This window comes from Mesorhizobium onobrychidis (genome assembly GCF_024707545.1).
GTDB classification, from domain to species: Bacteria; Pseudomonadota; Alphaproteobacteria; order Rhizobiales; family Rhizobiaceae; genus Mesorhizobium; species Mesorhizobium onobrychidis.
Map to the genome: position 1 here is coordinate 1,073,887 of NZ_CP062229.1, position 15,709 is coordinate 1,089,595.

General features: G+C 63.9%; 13 protein-coding genes, 1 tRNA gene and 1 pseudogene. 3 read left to right on the top strand and 12 right to left on the bottom strand.

What is annotated here, in order from left to right:
• Nucleotides 1-276 precede the first annotated feature (276 nt).
• Nucleotides 277-1,001 (top strand): annotated as a pseudogene (locus IHQ72_RS05155) (phytochelatin synthase family protein).
• An 825-nt stretch (nt 1,002-1,826) separates the two neighbouring features.
• On the opposite strand, the gene IHQ72_RS05160 reads toward IHQ72_RS05155, so the two are convergent.
• The 7 genes from IHQ72_RS05160 to IHQ72_RS05190 form a co-directional block, all read right to left on the bottom strand.
• Nucleotides 1,827-2,807 carry an ABC transporter permease gene (locus IHQ72_RS05160; RefSeq protein ID WP_023800493.1) on the bottom strand — a complete coding sequence of 327 codons (981 nt, stop codon included), beginning with the start codon at nt 2,805-2,807 and terminating at the stop codon, nt 1,827-1,829.
• A 274-nt stretch (nt 2,808-3,081) separates the two neighbouring features.
• Complete coding sequence (locus IHQ72_RS05165) at nt 3,082-4,053, bottom strand: ABC transporter permease (RefSeq protein WP_258121477.1); 972 nt, start codon at nt 4,051-4,053, stop codon at nt 3,082-3,084.
• On the bottom strand, nt 4,050-5,588 hold the full coding sequence (locus tag IHQ72_RS05170; RefSeq protein ID WP_258121478.1) for a sugar ABC transporter ATP-binding protein: 1,539 nt from the start codon (nt 5,586-5,588) through the stop codon (nt 4,050-4,052). The genes IHQ72_RS05165 and IHQ72_RS05170 overlap by 4 nt, the downstream gene beginning before the upstream one ends.
• Before the next feature lie 270 nt (nt 5,589-5,858).
• Complete coding sequence (locus IHQ72_RS05175) at nt 5,859-6,893, bottom strand: ABC transporter substrate-binding protein (RefSeq protein WP_258121479.1); 1,035 nt, start codon at nt 6,891-6,893, stop codon at nt 5,859-5,861.
• A gap of 45 nt (nt 6,894-6,938) precedes the next feature.
• Nucleotides 6,939-7,853 carry a sugar phosphate isomerase/epimerase family protein gene (locus IHQ72_RS05180; RefSeq protein ID WP_258121480.1) on the bottom strand — a complete coding sequence of 305 codons (915 nt, stop codon included), beginning with the start codon at nt 7,851-7,853 and terminating at the stop codon, nt 6,939-6,941.
• Between the two features lie 343 nt (nt 7,854-8,196).
• A complete protein-coding gene (locus tag IHQ72_RS05185; protein ID WP_258121481.1) occupies nt 8,197-8,979 on the bottom strand; it encodes an SDR family oxidoreductase in 783 nt (260 codons plus the stop codon).
• A gap of 534 nt (nt 8,980-9,513) precedes the next feature.
• Nucleotides 9,514-9,589, bottom strand: a tRNA-Ala gene (locus IHQ72_RS05190).
• A gap of 162 nt (nt 9,590-9,751) precedes the next feature.
• On the opposite strand from IHQ72_RS05190, the gene IHQ72_RS05195 reads away from it, so the two are divergent.
• The gene (locus tag IHQ72_RS05195; RefSeq protein WP_023800489.1) at nt 9,752-10,042 is read left to right on the top strand and encodes a YggT family protein; all 291 of its coding nucleotides are present in this window, start codon (nt 9,752-9,754) and stop codon (nt 10,040-10,042) included.
• 11 nt (nt 10,043-10,053) lie between these two features.
• Nucleotides 10,054-10,368, top strand: coding sequence for a DUF167 family protein (locus tag IHQ72_RS05200; protein ID WP_258121482.1), 315 nt, complete (start codon nt 10,054-10,056; stop codon nt 10,366-10,368).
• A 310-nt stretch (nt 10,369-10,678) separates the two neighbouring features.
• On the opposite strand, the gene IHQ72_RS05205 is transcribed toward IHQ72_RS05200, so the two are convergent.
• From IHQ72_RS05205 to pdxY, 5 genes are all read right to left on the bottom strand, one after another.
• Complete coding sequence (locus IHQ72_RS05205) at nt 10,679-12,727, bottom strand: M3 family metallopeptidase (protein ID WP_258121483.1); 2,049 nt, start codon at nt 12,725-12,727, stop codon at nt 10,679-10,681.
• Between the two features lie 108 nt (nt 12,728-12,835).
• Nucleotides 12,836-13,246: a nuclear transport factor 2 family protein gene (locus IHQ72_RS05210; protein ID WP_258121484.1), complete on the bottom strand. Its 411-nt coding sequence runs from the start codon at nt 13,244-13,246 to the stop codon at nt 12,836-12,838.
• A 9-nt stretch (nt 13,247-13,255) separates the two neighbouring features.
• On the bottom strand, nt 13,256-13,900 hold the full coding sequence (locus IHQ72_RS05215; protein ID WP_258121485.1) for a carbonic anhydrase: 645 nt from the start codon (nt 13,898-13,900) through the stop codon (nt 13,256-13,258).
• Between the two features lie 169 nt (nt 13,901-14,069).
• Nucleotides 14,070-14,825: a DUF429 domain-containing protein gene (locus tag IHQ72_RS05220; RefSeq protein WP_258121486.1), complete on the bottom strand. Its 756-nt coding sequence runs from the start codon at nt 14,823-14,825 to the stop codon at nt 14,070-14,072.
• Nucleotides 14,822-15,706, bottom strand: a complete 885-nt coding sequence (gene pdxY, locus IHQ72_RS05225) for a pyridoxal kinase PdxY (protein WP_258121487.1) — start codon at nt 15,704-15,706, stop codon at nt 14,822-14,824. The genes IHQ72_RS05220 and pdxY overlap by 4 nt, the downstream gene beginning before the upstream one ends.
• Between the last annotated feature and the right edge of the window lie 3 nt (nt 15,707-15,709).

The window sequence follows — 15,709 nt, forward strand, 5'->3', positions numbered from 1 at the left end:
TGGCCGCCGCACCGGGACCTCTGGGAATGTCGTCAATGGACCAACCCCGGCGGACGTCGAAACAGTTGTCGCGGTGCTGGTCCCCTTTTTCGTGCTGCTGCAGGTGTTTCGGCGCTCGTGCCTGCGGCAGACGCCATCTTCTGTCAGTCCGTCTTCACGTGCGTTTCACTCGGGCAGCGTCTCCTCTCCGAACCCGACCTTCGACCATGAACGGGGATAGTGATACACGCCCATCCTTTTGGTATAGTGGCACGATCACCCTGCGGAGACGTTGCCATGTCTAAGCACTTCGTTCATGTGGCGGTGGTCGCATTGGGGCTGTTCGTCACCAGCGCAAGCGGCGAAACGCTGAAGCTTCCTGACAATCTGGTCGGCTTTAGTTCTGATGCTGGCGAAAACTACTTCGTCGAAAGCGTTGCACGGGAGGCCTATTTCCCTCTCGCAAGCAACTTTCTGACGCAGAAGACACAGTCCTATTGCGGTGTCGCCAGCATCGTCATGGTGCTGAACGCGCTCAATGTCCCGGCGCCTTCGGTTCCGGAGTACGAGCCCTATCGCACTTTCACGCAGGACAATATCCTCGATGAACGAACGGACGTCATTCTCGCCCGAGATGTTTTGGCGAAGAAAGGTATGACCTTCGATCAGATCGGTGGAATTCTTGCGACGCAGCCGGTCAAGGCAGAAGTCCATCATGCCGCCGACAGCTCAGTCGACGAGTTCCGCAAGCTGGCGAGTTCCTATCTCGGCCAGTCGAACCATTTCGTGATCGTCAACTACCTCCGCAAGGCAATCGGACAGGAGAAGGGCGGCCATATCTCGCCGCTAGCAGCCTATGATGGGAAAGCGACCGCTTCCTCATCCTTGATGTCGCACGGTATAAATACCCACCGGTGTGGGTGAAGGCATCTGAGCTTTTCGATGCCATGAAAACCCAGGACGCCGACAACGAGAACAAGACCCGCGGCTTCGTCCTGGTATCGGCGGCTTCTGTTCATTAGTGACCCCTGCTTTCAACGCGATCACCCAGTCTGTGAGCGGGGGATCACGCGCCTGATATGGGCCCACAAGCCAGCCCCCGACAAACCCTCACGGCTCCCTTATCCCGGCGTCATCCCGACCTCCCCGCCGAATGAAAACCGGCCCCGATGATCCTGTGCTTTCGTGCAGGGGGACGTGGCGCAGCGCGCCGACCAACAATGGCTCGACAACATCATGTACGGCGTACGAATCTGATCGGCCAGAATTACCTGCCGAGGTGGCTGGCCGCACGACCCGCTGCGCAGAGTAGCTGACAACCGTCTCGGCCAATCCCCGGCGCATTCGGGCAGTCCACCAGGACGCGATCCCGCATGCTGCGACGCCGTTGGGCGGTTGTGTGCGTCAACCCGCGTCACCAGCTTGCGTTCGTAATAGCCGGACCGGTAGCCGATGATCGAAAACGGCAACGTCCATCTGCCGAAGGACGCCCACTGGAAACCTAACCCTCTTCGGTGAGGCGGATCGCGTCGCTATAGGAAAGTATTCAGCCAGATAGCCATTTTTTTTTCGGGAAGGATTGTACGCTCTCGCCGATCGGAAATTGACGGTGGAATTTTCCCTTTCTGCGAATGTCTGGAAAGGCCGGATCGAGTCATTGACCGGCGCCAACCTATGGCAACTGGCGCAACGACGACTTCCAACGTGGCCGCCGGCGATGTCCGCTTTCAGGAATCGTCAAATCTGAACTCTACGTCAGACATTAGGCGCAAAGCTGTCATGCACGGCTCCGTTTGCGAGAGTCTGCTTCGGGTCAAAAAGCAGCCATCCACCTCAGCGCCTTCCCCCTACCGATCCTCAATAATCCGCAAATAAGCCGCCGTCACGAACAGCACGATCAGCCCGAACAGTATCCGCCGCGCCCCCTCCGGCATCTGCAGGATCGTCAGCAGGGTCGTCAGCACCGTAAGGATCAGCGCGCCGATGATGGTGCCGGTGTAGCCGCCGCGGCCGCCGAAGATCGAGGTTCCGCCGATCACGGCGGCGGCCACCGAAGGCAGCACCAGCGGTTCGGCCAGCGACAGCGACGGCGCCTTGATCAAGCCGATATAGAGCAGGCCGGTGATGCCGGCGAGCACGCTCGAGATGACGTAGAGCGCTGTGATGACCTGCCAATAGCGGACGCCGGAAAGGCGTGCTGCCCCTTCATTATCGCCGACTGCGTAAAGCAGGCGGCCGAAGCCGGTGCGGTTCAAGGTGAAGACGATGAGGACGGCGATGGGCACAAACAGCAGCAGCGCGTTGGGCACGCCATAGGTCAGGCCGGTGCCGAGCCAGGCCAGGAAGGGCGGAATCTTGGCGCCCGACGCGATGACGGTTCGCTGATAGACCTGCAGGCAGCCGGTGCCGATCAGGCTGGTGCCGAGCGTCATGATCAGCGGGTGCACGCGAAAGACGCCGACGCCGATGCCGTTGACCAGCCCAATCAGCACCGCCGGCACCAAGGCGATGAGAATTGCCACCGCCGGGTCATGGTTGACGACCTGCGTCGCCATGATGAAGGCGCTCATCGTTGCCACGGTCCCGACCGAAAGATCGATGCCGCCGGTCAACATGGTCATCGTCTGGCAGCCGGCAAGAATTGCCAGCGGGATGGCGAACTTGACGGTGTTGGCGAGCCAGCGCTCGTTGACGATGCCGGGGCGCAGGATCTGCAGGACCACCACCAGGATGACCAGCAGGATGATCAGGGGGATCAGCGGCCGGTCGGCCATGAAGCGCTTCAGGCGGCGGCCGAAGGGGACGGGTTGGATCGCGGTTGTGCTCATGACGTTGCTCGCGATTGGTTTTGCCCGATGTTGGTGCCGGGAGAGGACTGTGTTCTACGGCGCCCCCCTCTGTCCTGCCGGACATCTCCCCCTCTAGGGGGGAGATTGGCAGCTTCATACTCGGCGCCCTTCTTGCATCTTCGGAGATTGGCGAAAACCGTAGCGACGGCCGATCTCCCCCCTAGAGGGGGAGATGCCAAGTGGTGCCAAAGAGGGCAGGACAGAGGGGGGCGCGAAGGATCGCCGACTCCGTAAACCAGCGTCACGGCATTGCTCATGATTGCCGGCTCCGCATGGTGATGAAGGCGCCGAACATGACGACGGCGACCATGATCGCGCCCTCGATGATTGCGGTGACGTTGGGATCGATGGCCAGCAGCGTCAGGTCGGTGCGCACCAGCCGCAGCACGAAGACCGCGACGATCGGGCCGAGCAGGCCGCCCTTGCCGCCGCCAAGTGCGACGCCGCCGAGCACGACCGCCGCCACGCTGGCAAGAAGATAGGGGCCCGGAATGGGGGCGCCGATGCCTGTGCTCATGGTCAGCGCAAGCCCGCCCATGGCAGCGAAAAGCCCCGATAGGGCATAGGCGATGATCTTGGTGCGCGCGACAGGCACGCCGCTGCGAAACGCCGCGAGCTCGCTGCTGCCGATCGCATAGATCGAAAGGCCGAGCTTTGAGCGTTTGAGCGGTATCCAGATGATGCAAAGGCAGACGACCAGAAGCACCAGCGCCTTCGGTATCCAGGCAGAGATTTCGGGCAGCCCCGGAATCGGGACCGTCCCGACGATGGTCGCCCTTAGCCATTCGGCCACCGCGCCGCCGGGCGCACTGAGGACCAGCAGGGCCGCGCCCTGCAGGACGAAGAGGGTGGCCAGCGTGACGACGATATCGGGCACGCGGGTGACGACGATCAGCATGCCGTTGACGGCGCCTAGCACCAGTCCCATCGCCAGCACGAAAGGCACGACAAAAAGCGCGTATTCCTCGCTGGCGCCGTCCATCATCGAGGCGGCGGTGACGCTGGTCAGCGCCATCATGGCGCCGACGGAAAGATCGATGCCGCCGGCGATGACGACAATCGTCTGGGCGGCCACGGCGAAGGCGTAAGGCAGCACCGCGCGCACCAGCGAGCCGAAATCGCCGCTGCCATAGCCCGGCTGGATGAGCTTGGTGACCACGAAGAGGACCACGAACAGGACAAGCAGGCCGGCGACCCAGCCCTGACGGCGGACGAGGCGGGTCAAGGTTTCGCCACCGGGCTCGAGTGGATATCGGCAAGGATGCCGACGTCCTCCTTGGCGCCGCGCGGCAAGCCGTAAGCGGCGCGCATCAGCGCCGGCTCGTCGGCGAGTTCGACGGGGAAGACATCGACGACGCGCCCCCCAAAGATGACGATGACGCGATCACAGACACGCTGCACCTCCTCGAGCTCGGATGTATAGAACAGCACCGACTTGCCCTGGTCGGCGAGTTCGCGCAGCAGCTTGTAGATCTCCTGCTTGGTGCCGACATCGATGCCGCGCGTCGGGTCGAAACAGAGGATGGTCTGTGCTTCGGCGGCGATCCAGCGGGCGATCGTCACCTTCTGCTGGTTGCCGCCGGACAGGCGCTGCACCTCGCGCTGGGCGCGCGTGTCGATCTGCAGCCGCTCGATCGCACTGACGACCCTAGAGCGTTCCTGCGCCATGTTGATCGGCCCCCAGTTGCGCAAGGCGGCGCTGAAAGGGAGCGCGATGTTTTCGCGCACCGAGCGCTGCATGGTCAAAGCTTCGGTTCGGTCGCCGGGCACATAGGCGATGCCGGCGCGGATCGCATCGGCCGGATGCGCGAATTTCACCGGCTTCCCGTCCACTTCGATCGTCCCTCCGGACGGGCGGATGGAGCCGGCCAGCGCGGCGAAGAGCTCGTCCTGGCCTTGCCCTTCGAGCGCGACCACGCCCGCGACCTCGCCGTTCGCCAGATCGAACGACACGTCGTTGAGCTTGGTGCCGACACGAAGGTTCGCCACGCCGAGGCGCGGTCGGCTATCCCTAGGCGAAGCGGCCTGGCTCGCCTGGCGCGCCGCCACTCGCGTCTTTTCGATCCTGGCGCCGAGCATCATCTCGACGATGCGCTCCTCGACGCCCGGCTCGATGTCGACGACCCCGACGGTTTCGCCGTCGCGAAGCACAGTGGCACGGTCGCAAAGCGCCGATATCTCGACAAAGCGGTGGGAAATGAAAATCACCGAACGGCCGCTGTCGCCCTGGCGGCGAACGACCTCAAGCACCTTTTCGGCAAGGTTTGCCGGCAGTGCGGCGGTCATCTCGTCGAGCAGCAAAACGTCGGGCTCGACCGCCAGCGCCCGCGCCAGATCGAGCACGCGCAGCACGGCAAGCGGGATGTCGCGCGCGATGTCGCGTATGTCGAGGTCGGGAATGCCGAGTTCGCGCACCCAGGCGCGGAACGGCTCGACCGGCGTGTCGGTCAGGCGAAGGTTGGAGGCGACGTCGAGATCGGGGATGAGCGATGGTTCCTGGTAAACCGGAAGCAGGCCGGCGCGGCGTGCATCGGCAGGCGAGCGTACGTTGCGGGCCTCGCCGCGGATCAGGATATGCCCGGCATCGGCGCGGATGGCGCCGGTCAGGATTTTGACGAGCGTCGATTTGCCGGCGCCATTGGCGCCCATCAGGGCATGAACCTCGCCCGGCAGAACCGACAGCGACGCGTTGCGCAGCGCCACCACGGCGCCGTAAGTCTTGACGACGCCGGTGGCGTCCAGGAGGGGGTTGGTGGTCAAAATCGCGTTGCTCTCGTTCCAAGCTTTCCAAATGTTATGGAGCCATGATCGGTTGGCCGTCTACGGTTGACGGTGCCGGCCGAGTCGGCGCTTCTGCCTTCTCCCCTTGTGGGAGAAGGTGGCCTCGCGAAGCGAGGTCGGATGAGGGGTGTTCCAGGGAGCACCAATGTCTCATTCCTTCCAGCACCCCTCATCCGTCTCGGCGCTGCGCGCCGATCCACCTTCTCCCACAAGGGGAGAAGGCAGAAGCGCGGCTCGTCAAGCCAGCGATTACTCACCCGGGCCCTTGCAGGCGATGATCTGGTCCTTGGTGTAGGTGGTCCACTCCGGAATGGAGATCGAGACCGGCCATTCCGGGCTCAGCGACGGATCGGCTACGCTTTTCAGCTTGGCCTTGCCCTCCTCGGTGGCGTTCTCCCACAGCTGCGGCTCGACCAGCACGGTCTGCTCCGCCGGCTTCTTGCCGTTCAGAATCTGCAGAGCCAGCGTCACGCCGGCGCCGCCGATCGAACCGGGATTGGTCACCGCCGCGCCGACAAGGCCTTCGACTGAGTTCAGCTGGCCGACGAAGCCGGCATTGTCGGCGCCGACCACCGGCACCAGCGGTGTCTGCGACTCGACCAGCGCATCGACGATCACATTGTCGATGCCCGAGGTCCAGATGCCGTTGAACGGCGATCCGGTGGCGATGAAATCGAGGATCTGCTGCTTGCCCTGATCCTGCTGCCAGCCGGTGAAGACCTCGTGCACGACCTTCACATCGGGGAATTCGGCAAGCGCCTTCTTGAAGCCCTTGTCGCGGTCGCTGTCGGCCGAGGCGCCGGCGGCGCCGCGCATATAGACGACGTCGCCCTTGCCGCCCATCTGCTGGAACAGCCATTTGGCGCCGAGATAGGCGTACTGTTCCTGGTTGTTGGAAATAATGTAGGCCAAGGGCTCGGTGACCGCCTGGTCGACGGCAACGACGACAATGCCGGCCTTGGTGGCTTCCTCGAGCGCCGACTTGATGCCGGCCGGATCGGCCGGGTTGACGACGATGGCGTTGACCTTGGCGCTGATCAGGTTGCGGATGTCCTCGAGCTGGCCGGCGGCGTCGGTGTTGCGATGGGCGATGTTGAGCTTGGTGATCTCGCCGGAGGCCAGCGCCTGCGCCTTGATGGCGCAGATCATTTCCTCGCGCCAGCCATTGCCCTGCACCGTGTTGGAGACGCCGATCGTGTATTTGGCTTCAGCGGACGAGACACCCACCGAAGCCAGAAACGCCGCGCCGGCAAGCAGCGGGACCATTGCCAAATATTTTTTCATTTCAGTCTTCCTCCACATTGTTTTCAGTTCAGTTCGAAAAGGGGCTCATTTCACGAAGGGGCGCAGCACGTCGCGGGCCAGCAGAAAACCCCGCTTGACGTTTTCGTCGCTCCCCTCAAACCGCCGGTCCTCGTGCTCGATGATGATGGGTCCGTCGTAGCCGACGCGATAGAGGCCGGAGAAGATCACATTCCAGTCGACATCGCCAAGCCCCGGCATGCGCGGCACCTGCCAGCCCATGCCGGCCGAGAGAATACCGCGCTCGTAAAGTCCATCACGATCGATCATCAGGTCCTTGGCATGGACATGCAGCATGTACGGGCCGAACTCCCTGATGAAGCGGGCCTGATCGATCATCTGCCAGACCAGGTGCGACGGGTCGAAATTCATGCCGACGTCGCCGCCCCAGGCCTCTAGAATGCGGCGCCAGATATAGGGCGAATAGGCGATGTTGTGCCCGCCCGGCCACTCGTCATAGCTGAAGATCATCGGGCAGTTCTCAAAAGCCAGCTTGACGCCGTTGTCGCGCGCATGCGCGATGATATCAGGCCAGACCTTGAGTGCCTCTTGCCAGTTGGCGTCGATGGTTTTTGCAGCGTCGCCGCCGCAGAAGGTGTTGACGACAGGCACGCCCATATGGCTCGCCAGCACGATCACCTTCTTCAAATGATCGATGACGGCCTTGCGGTGGGCGGCATCGGGATGCAGCGGATTGGGGTAGAAACCGAGGCCCGAGATCGACAGGTTCTCTTCCGCCAGTGCTGCGGTGATTTCCTTGGCCTGCGAGGCCGAGGTCGAAGCGGCGTCGATATGGCTGGTGCCGGCATAGCGCCGGGCGGCGCCTGAGGATTTCGGCCAGCAGGCGATCTCCAGCGCCTCGAAGCCGGCGGAACTTGCCCAGTCGGCGACCTCGCCAAGCGGGGTGTCGGCAAACGGTGCGGTGAGCAGTCCGAGCTTCATGTTGCCCTCCCCTGGTCGTGATCCACGACCGATCTACTATGCCGATTGTGCGGGCCGCTTCAACCGTGTGGCCGCCGGCAATGCGCAAACCTGTCCGGCGAACGCCATCGGATCGTCGCATAGCAAGCCGTCGTGACTGGCCGTGACAGCCGTGCGGAAATCATCGTTGTCGGCGATCCAGCCCGCCAGGCCGCGCCACCCGGCAAAGCAGCGGTGGAAGGCGCCGACGCCGATATGGGCGATGCCGGGGCAAGTGCTGCCCGGTCGTACGATGGCTTTTGGACCGCAGCGGGAAGCCGGCTAAGCAGTGCCGGGCCTAGCGTTTCGGGCGATGCGGAAGCCGTCACCGGTTCGCCCCCACCACCCATTGCTCCTGGTCGATCAGCGCGCCGGTCATCGGCCCGGAGGCGTCGGAGAGCAGGAAGACAGCGAGGTTGGCCACCTCGTCGGCCGCCAGCAGGCGCCCGAAAGGCTGCGACGCGTTGGCGGCGTCGATCCAGCCCGGGCCATGCCCCAGCGTCTCGGCCTGCATGATGCGTTCGGCCGGCGTGTCAGTCCAGCCGACATTGATGCCGTTGACGCGGATGCGGTCGAAACGGTGCGCGTTAGCGGCGTTGCGGGTCAGCGTGGCGAGTGCGCCCTTGGTGGCGGAATAGACGGCGAGTTCCGGCGAGCCGCAATGCGCGTTGATCGACAGGATGTTGACGATCGCACCGCCTTGACCCTGCTTGCGCATCTGCGTGATGGCTGCCTGCATGAGGAAGAAGGGCGCCCGCGCATTGACGGCGAACAGCGCCGCCCAATCGTCGAGGTCGGCATCGAGAAACGAGGCGCGGTTGGTCAGGCCGGCGGCGTTGACCAGCGCGTCGATACGGCCGAAGCGGCCGATGCATTCGTCCACCAGCCGCGCCGGCGCCGTGGTATCAGCCAGATCGGCGGCGATGAATGTGGTTGGCGTGCCTGCCTGGGAGAGCGACGTCGCAACTTCGTTGCCACGCACGGGCTCGCGGCCGGTGACCAGCAGGCCGCCGGCACTAGCGCGCGCGAGCGTCTCGGCGATCGCCCGGCCGATGCCTTGCGTCGCACCGGTGACCAGCACCACCCTGCCTTCCAGCCGAAGCTCCATTCCTCCTCCCGGCACACAGTTTCCATTTTCGCAGATATGGACGCCAGCAGATCAACCATGCGCTCGAAGCGATGTCGAGGCCATTGTCGATGCGGCCGAGCGAGGCCTGCGAGGCGCCGACCATGCCGTTAAGAAAATGCAGATTGGCGTTGGGCCGCTGCAAAGATGCGGCTGATTTGGGCATCTGACAACAGCATGACTCCCCCAGGCGGGGCGCCAGCCCACTCCGGCAACGCCTGATTTTGCTCTTGTGGGGCGATTTCGGTCGAGCTAAATGTGGGTTGGGCTTAGGGGTTTGAAGTGACGGACATCATCGTAGACGTGTTTGCTGGCGCGTGGGCGGCCGGTGGATTTGCCGTGATCTGGTACGTCAGGACGAGACCATCTATCGCTGAAGGTCATGAGGACCGCGATCTGCGAGAATGGCTTGATGGTCAGGTTTAAGCCCCAAGCTCAAAGCGGCCTTCCGCCAGAGCGCGTTCGGGGTGCGCCGGTACAGCTATCTTATTGATTTTACTGGGGGTAAATTTCCGCTGGTGGAGCTGAGGAGGATCGAACTCCTGACCTCGTCATTGCGAACGACGCGCTCTCCCAGCTGAGCTACAGCCCCGTCCAGCGGAATGGGCGCATTTATCGGGCGCGGCGGTTTCCTGTCAAGACTGCGTTTTGCCCAAAAGCCGCACGGCCAGCCACCGGCCTGGCCTGCCGCGGAAGCTGGCTCTTGCCGCCTTCGCCGGCAATGGCTACATGTCGGCAACAATCGGAGACCGGCATGATAGCCCTCATTCAGACCATTGTCCTGGCGCTTGACATTTATTGGTGGATCATCATCGCTTCGGCGATTTTCTCATGGCTCTACGCCTTCAACGTCGTCAACTCGCGCAACCAGTTCGTCGATAGCGTCAGCAACATGCTCTTCCGGCTGACCGAGCCGGCGCTGCGGCCTATCCGCCGCTTCTTGCCCGACCTCGGCGGGATCGACATTTCGCCGATCATCCTGCTTCTGATCCTGTTCTTCCTGCGGCAGTTCCTGCTCACCACGGTGGCGCCGCTGGTCGTCTGACCCGGCGTTTCATGAGCGCGTCGTTTCGCATGCGTAACGACGGCGTCGACCTGTTCGTCCGGCTGACGCCGAAAGCGGCGATGGACAGGCTCGAAGGCATCGAGATCTCGGCGGATGGGCGAAGCCATCTGAAGGCTCGCGTCCGCGCCGTGCCGGAAAACGGCGCCGCCAATCAAGCGCTCGAACGGCTAGTCGCCAAGGCGCTGGGAGTGCCGCGATCGGCCGTCTCGGTCGTCGCCGGCGGCACGGCCCGGCTGAAGACGCTGCGCATCCTCGGCGATCCGGCTGCGCTGGCGAAAGGCATCGAGGCGCTCGGCTGCGCTTGAACCGTCTCAGTCCTGCCCTCTTTGCCAAGACTTGGCATCTCCCCCTCAAGGCAGGGCTATCGCGGGTGTAAGGCCGAGGCTTTCGCTCTACGATGTACCCCCACCCCTAACCCTCCCCACAAGGGGGAGGGAAGACTTGCGTTGGCGCTGACCTCGGCAAATTGCCTGCCTTTCGGCGCCAAAGGGGAAGTAAGGGCGCGCGGCAGCGTTCCCTCCCCCTTGTGGGGAGGGTTAGGGTGGGGGTCCACCTTCGCAAGAATCCAAATGCGATTGCCCTGCACAACAAGGGGGAGATTGGCAGCTTCGCTGTTCAGACCAGGCCGCGCTTGACCATCATCGCTTCGGGCGACGGCATCTTGCCGCGGAAGGCGGTGTAGAGTTCTTCCGGGTCCTTGGAACCGCCGGCGGCATAGATGTTCTTCCTGAGCCGCTCGGCCAGCGCCGGATTGAACGGGTCGCCCGTCTCCTCGAAGGCGGCGAAAGCGTCGGCGTCGAGCACCTCCGACCACATGTAGGAATAGTAGCCGGCCGAATAGCCGTCGCCGGCAAATATGTGGCCGAAATGCGGGGTGCGATGGCGCATGGCGATGGTGTCGGGCATGCTGAGCTTCTCGAGCGTTTCGGCTTCGAAACGAAGCGGCTCCTCCGGCGCATCCGGCCGCGCGTGGTAGGCCATGTCGACTAGAGCCGACGCGGTAAACTCGACCGTGGCGAAGCCGGCGCCGAAGGTGCGCGCCGCCAGCATCTTGTCGACCAGCGCCTTCGGCATCGGCTTGCCGGTCTTCACGTGCAGCGCGTGCTTTTCCAGCACCGCCGGCACGGTCAGCCAGTGCTCGTAGAGCTGCGAGGGCAATTCGACGAAATCGCGGCTGACCGAGGTGCCCGCGACCGATGGCCAGGTGACGTCGGTCAGCATGCCATGCAGGGCATGACCGAATTCGTGGAACAGGGTCTTTGCCTCATCGACCGACAAAAGTGCTGCTTCGCCTTCCGGCGGCTTGGCGAAATTCATGATGTTGTAGATGACCGGCTTGGAACCATCGCCAAGCTTGTAGCCGGATTTCAGCGCGCTCATCCAGGCACCGGAGCGCTTTGAGGGCCGCGCGAAATAGTCGGCCAGGAACAGACCGCGCTCGCTGCCGTCGGCATTCCTGACGACGAAAACGCGTGCGTCCGGATGCCAGGTGGCGATGCCCTTCTTCTCCTCGAAGGTGATGCCGAACAAACGTGTCGCCACGTCGAAGCAGGCTTCGATGATGCGGTCGAGCTGCAGATATGGCTTCAGCTCGGCCTCGTCGAAGGCGAATTTCTCGGCGCGCAGCTTCTCCTGATAGAAGCGCCAGTCCCAGGCGGCGAATTCTTCGTTGCTGCCGGCCTCGGCCGCCAGCCGCTGCAATTCGGCCTGGTCGCTTGCGGCCTTTTCCAGCGCCTTTTCCCACACCGGGTCGAGCAGCATATGCACCGCCTCCGGCGTCTTTGCCATGGTGTCGTCGAGCTTCAGGGCGGCGTAGGACGCGTAGCCGAGCAGCTTCGCCTTCTCGGCGCGCAGACGCAGCATATCGCGCACCACGGCGGTGTTGTCGGTGGCGCCGCCATTCTGGCCGCGCATGGTGAAGGCGCGGAAGGCGATCTCGCGCAGGTCGCGGCGTTCGGAGAAGGTCGAGAACGGCTCGTAGATCGAGCGCGACAGGGTGACGGCATAACGACCCTTCTGGCTGCGCATCTCGGCGGCCTCGGCCATCGCGCTTTTCAGGAACTCCGGCAGGCCGGCAAGGTCGGCCTCGTCGAGGAACAGCGCCCAGTCGCGCTCGTCGGCGAGCAGGTTCTGGCCGAAAGTGGTGCCGAGCGACGACAGTTCCTCATTGATCGCCGCCAGCCGCTTCTTGCCCGCGGCGTCGAGCTTGGCGCCGGAGCGGACGAAACTTTTCCAGGTCTTTTCCAGCACCCGCAGCGTCTCGGCATCGAGGTTCAAGGCTTCCCGACGCTGGTAGAGATCGTCGATGCGGGCAAACAGCCTCTCGTTCATCGAGATCGCCGAGAAATGCCGCGACATCTTTGGCGAGATGTCGCGCTCCAGCGCCTGGATCGCCTCGTTGGTGTGGGCGCCGGCCCGGCACCAGAAGATCGACGAGACATTGTCGAGCGCCTCGCCGCCAAGCTCGAGTGCTGCAAGCGTATTCTCGACGGTCGGCGTCTCGGCATTGCCCGCTATCGCCTCGATCTCGGCCTCATGCGCCTTCAGTGCCACATCGAACACCCCGGAAAAATCGCCGTCGCCGATGCGGGTGAAATCGGGCAGGCCGAGCGGCCCTTGCCATGCGGTCAGCGGATGGGCGGCGAGGTCGACGGTGGACGTCATGGGCAAACTTTCGCTGAGTGAGGGGCTTTCGCAGAGTGGCTGTAGAGGCAGGGCGGGATCATCACCGATGTAAGGCGCTGGCTTGCCGTATGCAATATCGGTAACCGCTCAATAGGCGTCGCAGTTTTCCGCGATCGCCGCCTGCGAGCTGGCGGTGATGCGGTTGTCGGCGATCGCGAAGGTTTCCTGCATCAGCATATCGTTGTTGGGGAAATCATAGCAGGCGATGACCGTGGTGACGCCGCCTTCGGTCTTCTCGATCCGATGGAGGATTTCAGCCCCGGCGACAGCGCCCTTCCAGTCGTCGATCGAGGCGATGAATTCCTGCTTGGTCTGGACGACGCCGAGGTCGTCGAGTTTTATCCGGACGTCGTCGGCAAGCAGATCCGACAGTTCCGTGCGATCGGCGGCCAGCAGCGCCGCATACCAGCGGCCGATGAGCGCGCCGTCATCGGCGCGGGCGGACATGACTGAAATCAGCAGCGCCGCTGCGGCCAAGGCGATCGAACGGCAGACCATGCAACCCTCCTACGTCATCTCCGGCCGCTCGAAGTCACCGGTGTCCTTGTTCATCACCCAGAGCTCGCCGGTCGAGATGTCGAACCAGGCGCCATGCAGCGACAGCCGTCCCTTGCCTTCCAGGATCGAGACGCAGGGGAACGTCCTGAGATTGGCGATCGAATAGCGGATCGAGATGCGCTCCAGCGCGGTCTGGCGCTCGGTCGCCGTCATGAAGGTGCTGGAAGACACGGTCTCGGCCGCCGGCGCAATCAGGCTCATCCATTTGCCGATGAAGTCGCCGGGCGACAGGGGCGCTGCCGTACTGTCGAGTGCCGCGCGGATGCCGCCGCAGCGGCCATGGCCCATCACGACGATGTGCTTCACTTTGAGGCTCTGCACGGCGAACTCGAGCGCCGCCGAGGTCGAGTGGAACTGGTCGTCGGGCGCATAGGGCGGCACAAGATTGCCGACATTTCGCAGCACGAAGAGTTCGCCGGGGCCAGCGTCGAAGATCGCCTCGGGTGCAGCGCGGGAGTCGCAGCAAGCAACGATCATCGTTTCGGGGGACTGGCCCTCGCGAGCGAGCGAGCGATAGCGTCCGCTTTCGGCAAGATAGCGGCCGTTCATGAAATTGCGGTAGCCGGTGAGCAGATGGTCCGGGAGATGAGGCATAGGCGGCGTCTGGAGCCTTTCCGGGTTAGACGGCAGCTCTTTTAAGTCAGGAAGGCTCTAGCGGCAAAAGCCGGTCACGAGCAATGCCGAATCGCAGAGGACTGCAATTGCCATGATGAGGGGGCTTCGCCCAATGCGATTGCCTCGCCGATACATGAGCCGAGGAAATTCATGCCCAAATGGCGACAGGGATGCCAAAACGGTCGGCGAGCGGCGGATCCGGAAACGGCCTTGCCTCGCCGCTGGCGATGCGGCCGGCGATCAGCATCATCGCTGCGGCGTCGAGAAAGTCGTCGGCAGCAGCGCCTCGCGGAGGCGTCCGGTCGAGAAAGCCCCTGATATAACCGTGCCGGCAAAGCAGCGCCTTGCGTTCCGCCATGCCGGCCGGGTTGACGGCGCCCTTGATCTTCTTCGGCAGGCGCATTGCCTGATCGTCGTTCAGCCGGCAGAACGCCACTTCCGGATGCGATTCGAAGACGCGGCTGCGCAGTTCGGGACGCCCAATCAGCACGGCATCGATCTCGCGGATTTTGGCAAAGATGCCGAAGGCCTGGATCGAGACGCCGCGCGGCGGATCGGAGGTCGCCTTCGCTATTTCGCTTGCCTGGCGATGCGCGGCATACCAGGCGTCGATCGTGGTGAAGCCATCCGTATGCGCGTAAAGCGCCGCACGCGAGGGGATGGCGAAGACACTGGATTGCCTGTTACCAAGCAGCGGCCGCACCAGCGCTTCGGGCCCGCGGCCGCCCTTTTGCGAAAAATCGGGCAGGCCGATCGGCATGTCGACGGCGACTGTCGCATCGGCCGGCAATCCGTCGAGCAGTGCTGCGAAGCTGGCAAAAACGGCTACCAAGGGTGCTGCGCCCGGATCGCGGCGAACGGCGATCCAGCCGGCCCTGCAGCCGTCGACACCGACGAAAGTCACGCTCTTTTGTCCCGCCCCGGATGCAGGAGATGGCGAAGCTGCACCATCGCCATCGGGTGCGACAGGCTCTGCGCGTCGGTTTCGAGCTGCAATTCGTCGCCGCCGCGCTTGGCGGTGCGCGCCAGGATCTCGTAGACCGCCGCCGTGGTCGACTGCAGTGCCTTGATCGCCGGCTGGCCGGACAGGATGCGCGCCAGATAGACGGCCGCCGTCAGGTCGCCGAGCCCATTGGGCGGCTTTTCGATGAGGCGATGTTCGGCGAGCAGCGCCTGGTTGCCGTTGAGCAGCAGATTGCCGGTGCCGCCGGCCATCATCGCCGGCGCCGAAGTGACCAGCATGGTCGATGGCCCGGCATGAAGGGCGGCCGCCATCACCGCTTTCAGATCGGGCAGCGGCGCTTCCGCCATCCATTCCAGCTCGTAGCGGTTGGGCGTGGCGATGTCGGCGATCGGCATCAGCCGGTCGCGCATGGCAATGGCGGTCGTCTCCGGCACATAGAGCCCGCCCGAATCGCCCATCACCGGATCGCAGATATAGACGGCGCCCGGCGTCTTCGCCTTGACCGCGCCGACCAGCGAGGCGACGGCGTCGGCCTGGCCGCCTTCGCCGAGGTAGCCGGACAGCACCGCGCCGACCTCGCCCAGCCATGGCGCGCGCTCGAGATCGGCCATCAGCGCCCTGAATTGATCGAGCGGCGGCACGATGCGTGTGGCCCGCCCATGGCCCGGATGCCAGGGCAGGATGACGGTCGGCACCGCCCACACCGGAAAGCCCAGCGTCTCCAGCGCAAAGACCGCGGCGCGGTTGCCGACCGAGCCGCGCGCGACATGGCTGGAAATGACGATGACCGCGCGCGGCGCGTCGTGTTCTTCAGTGCTCACGAG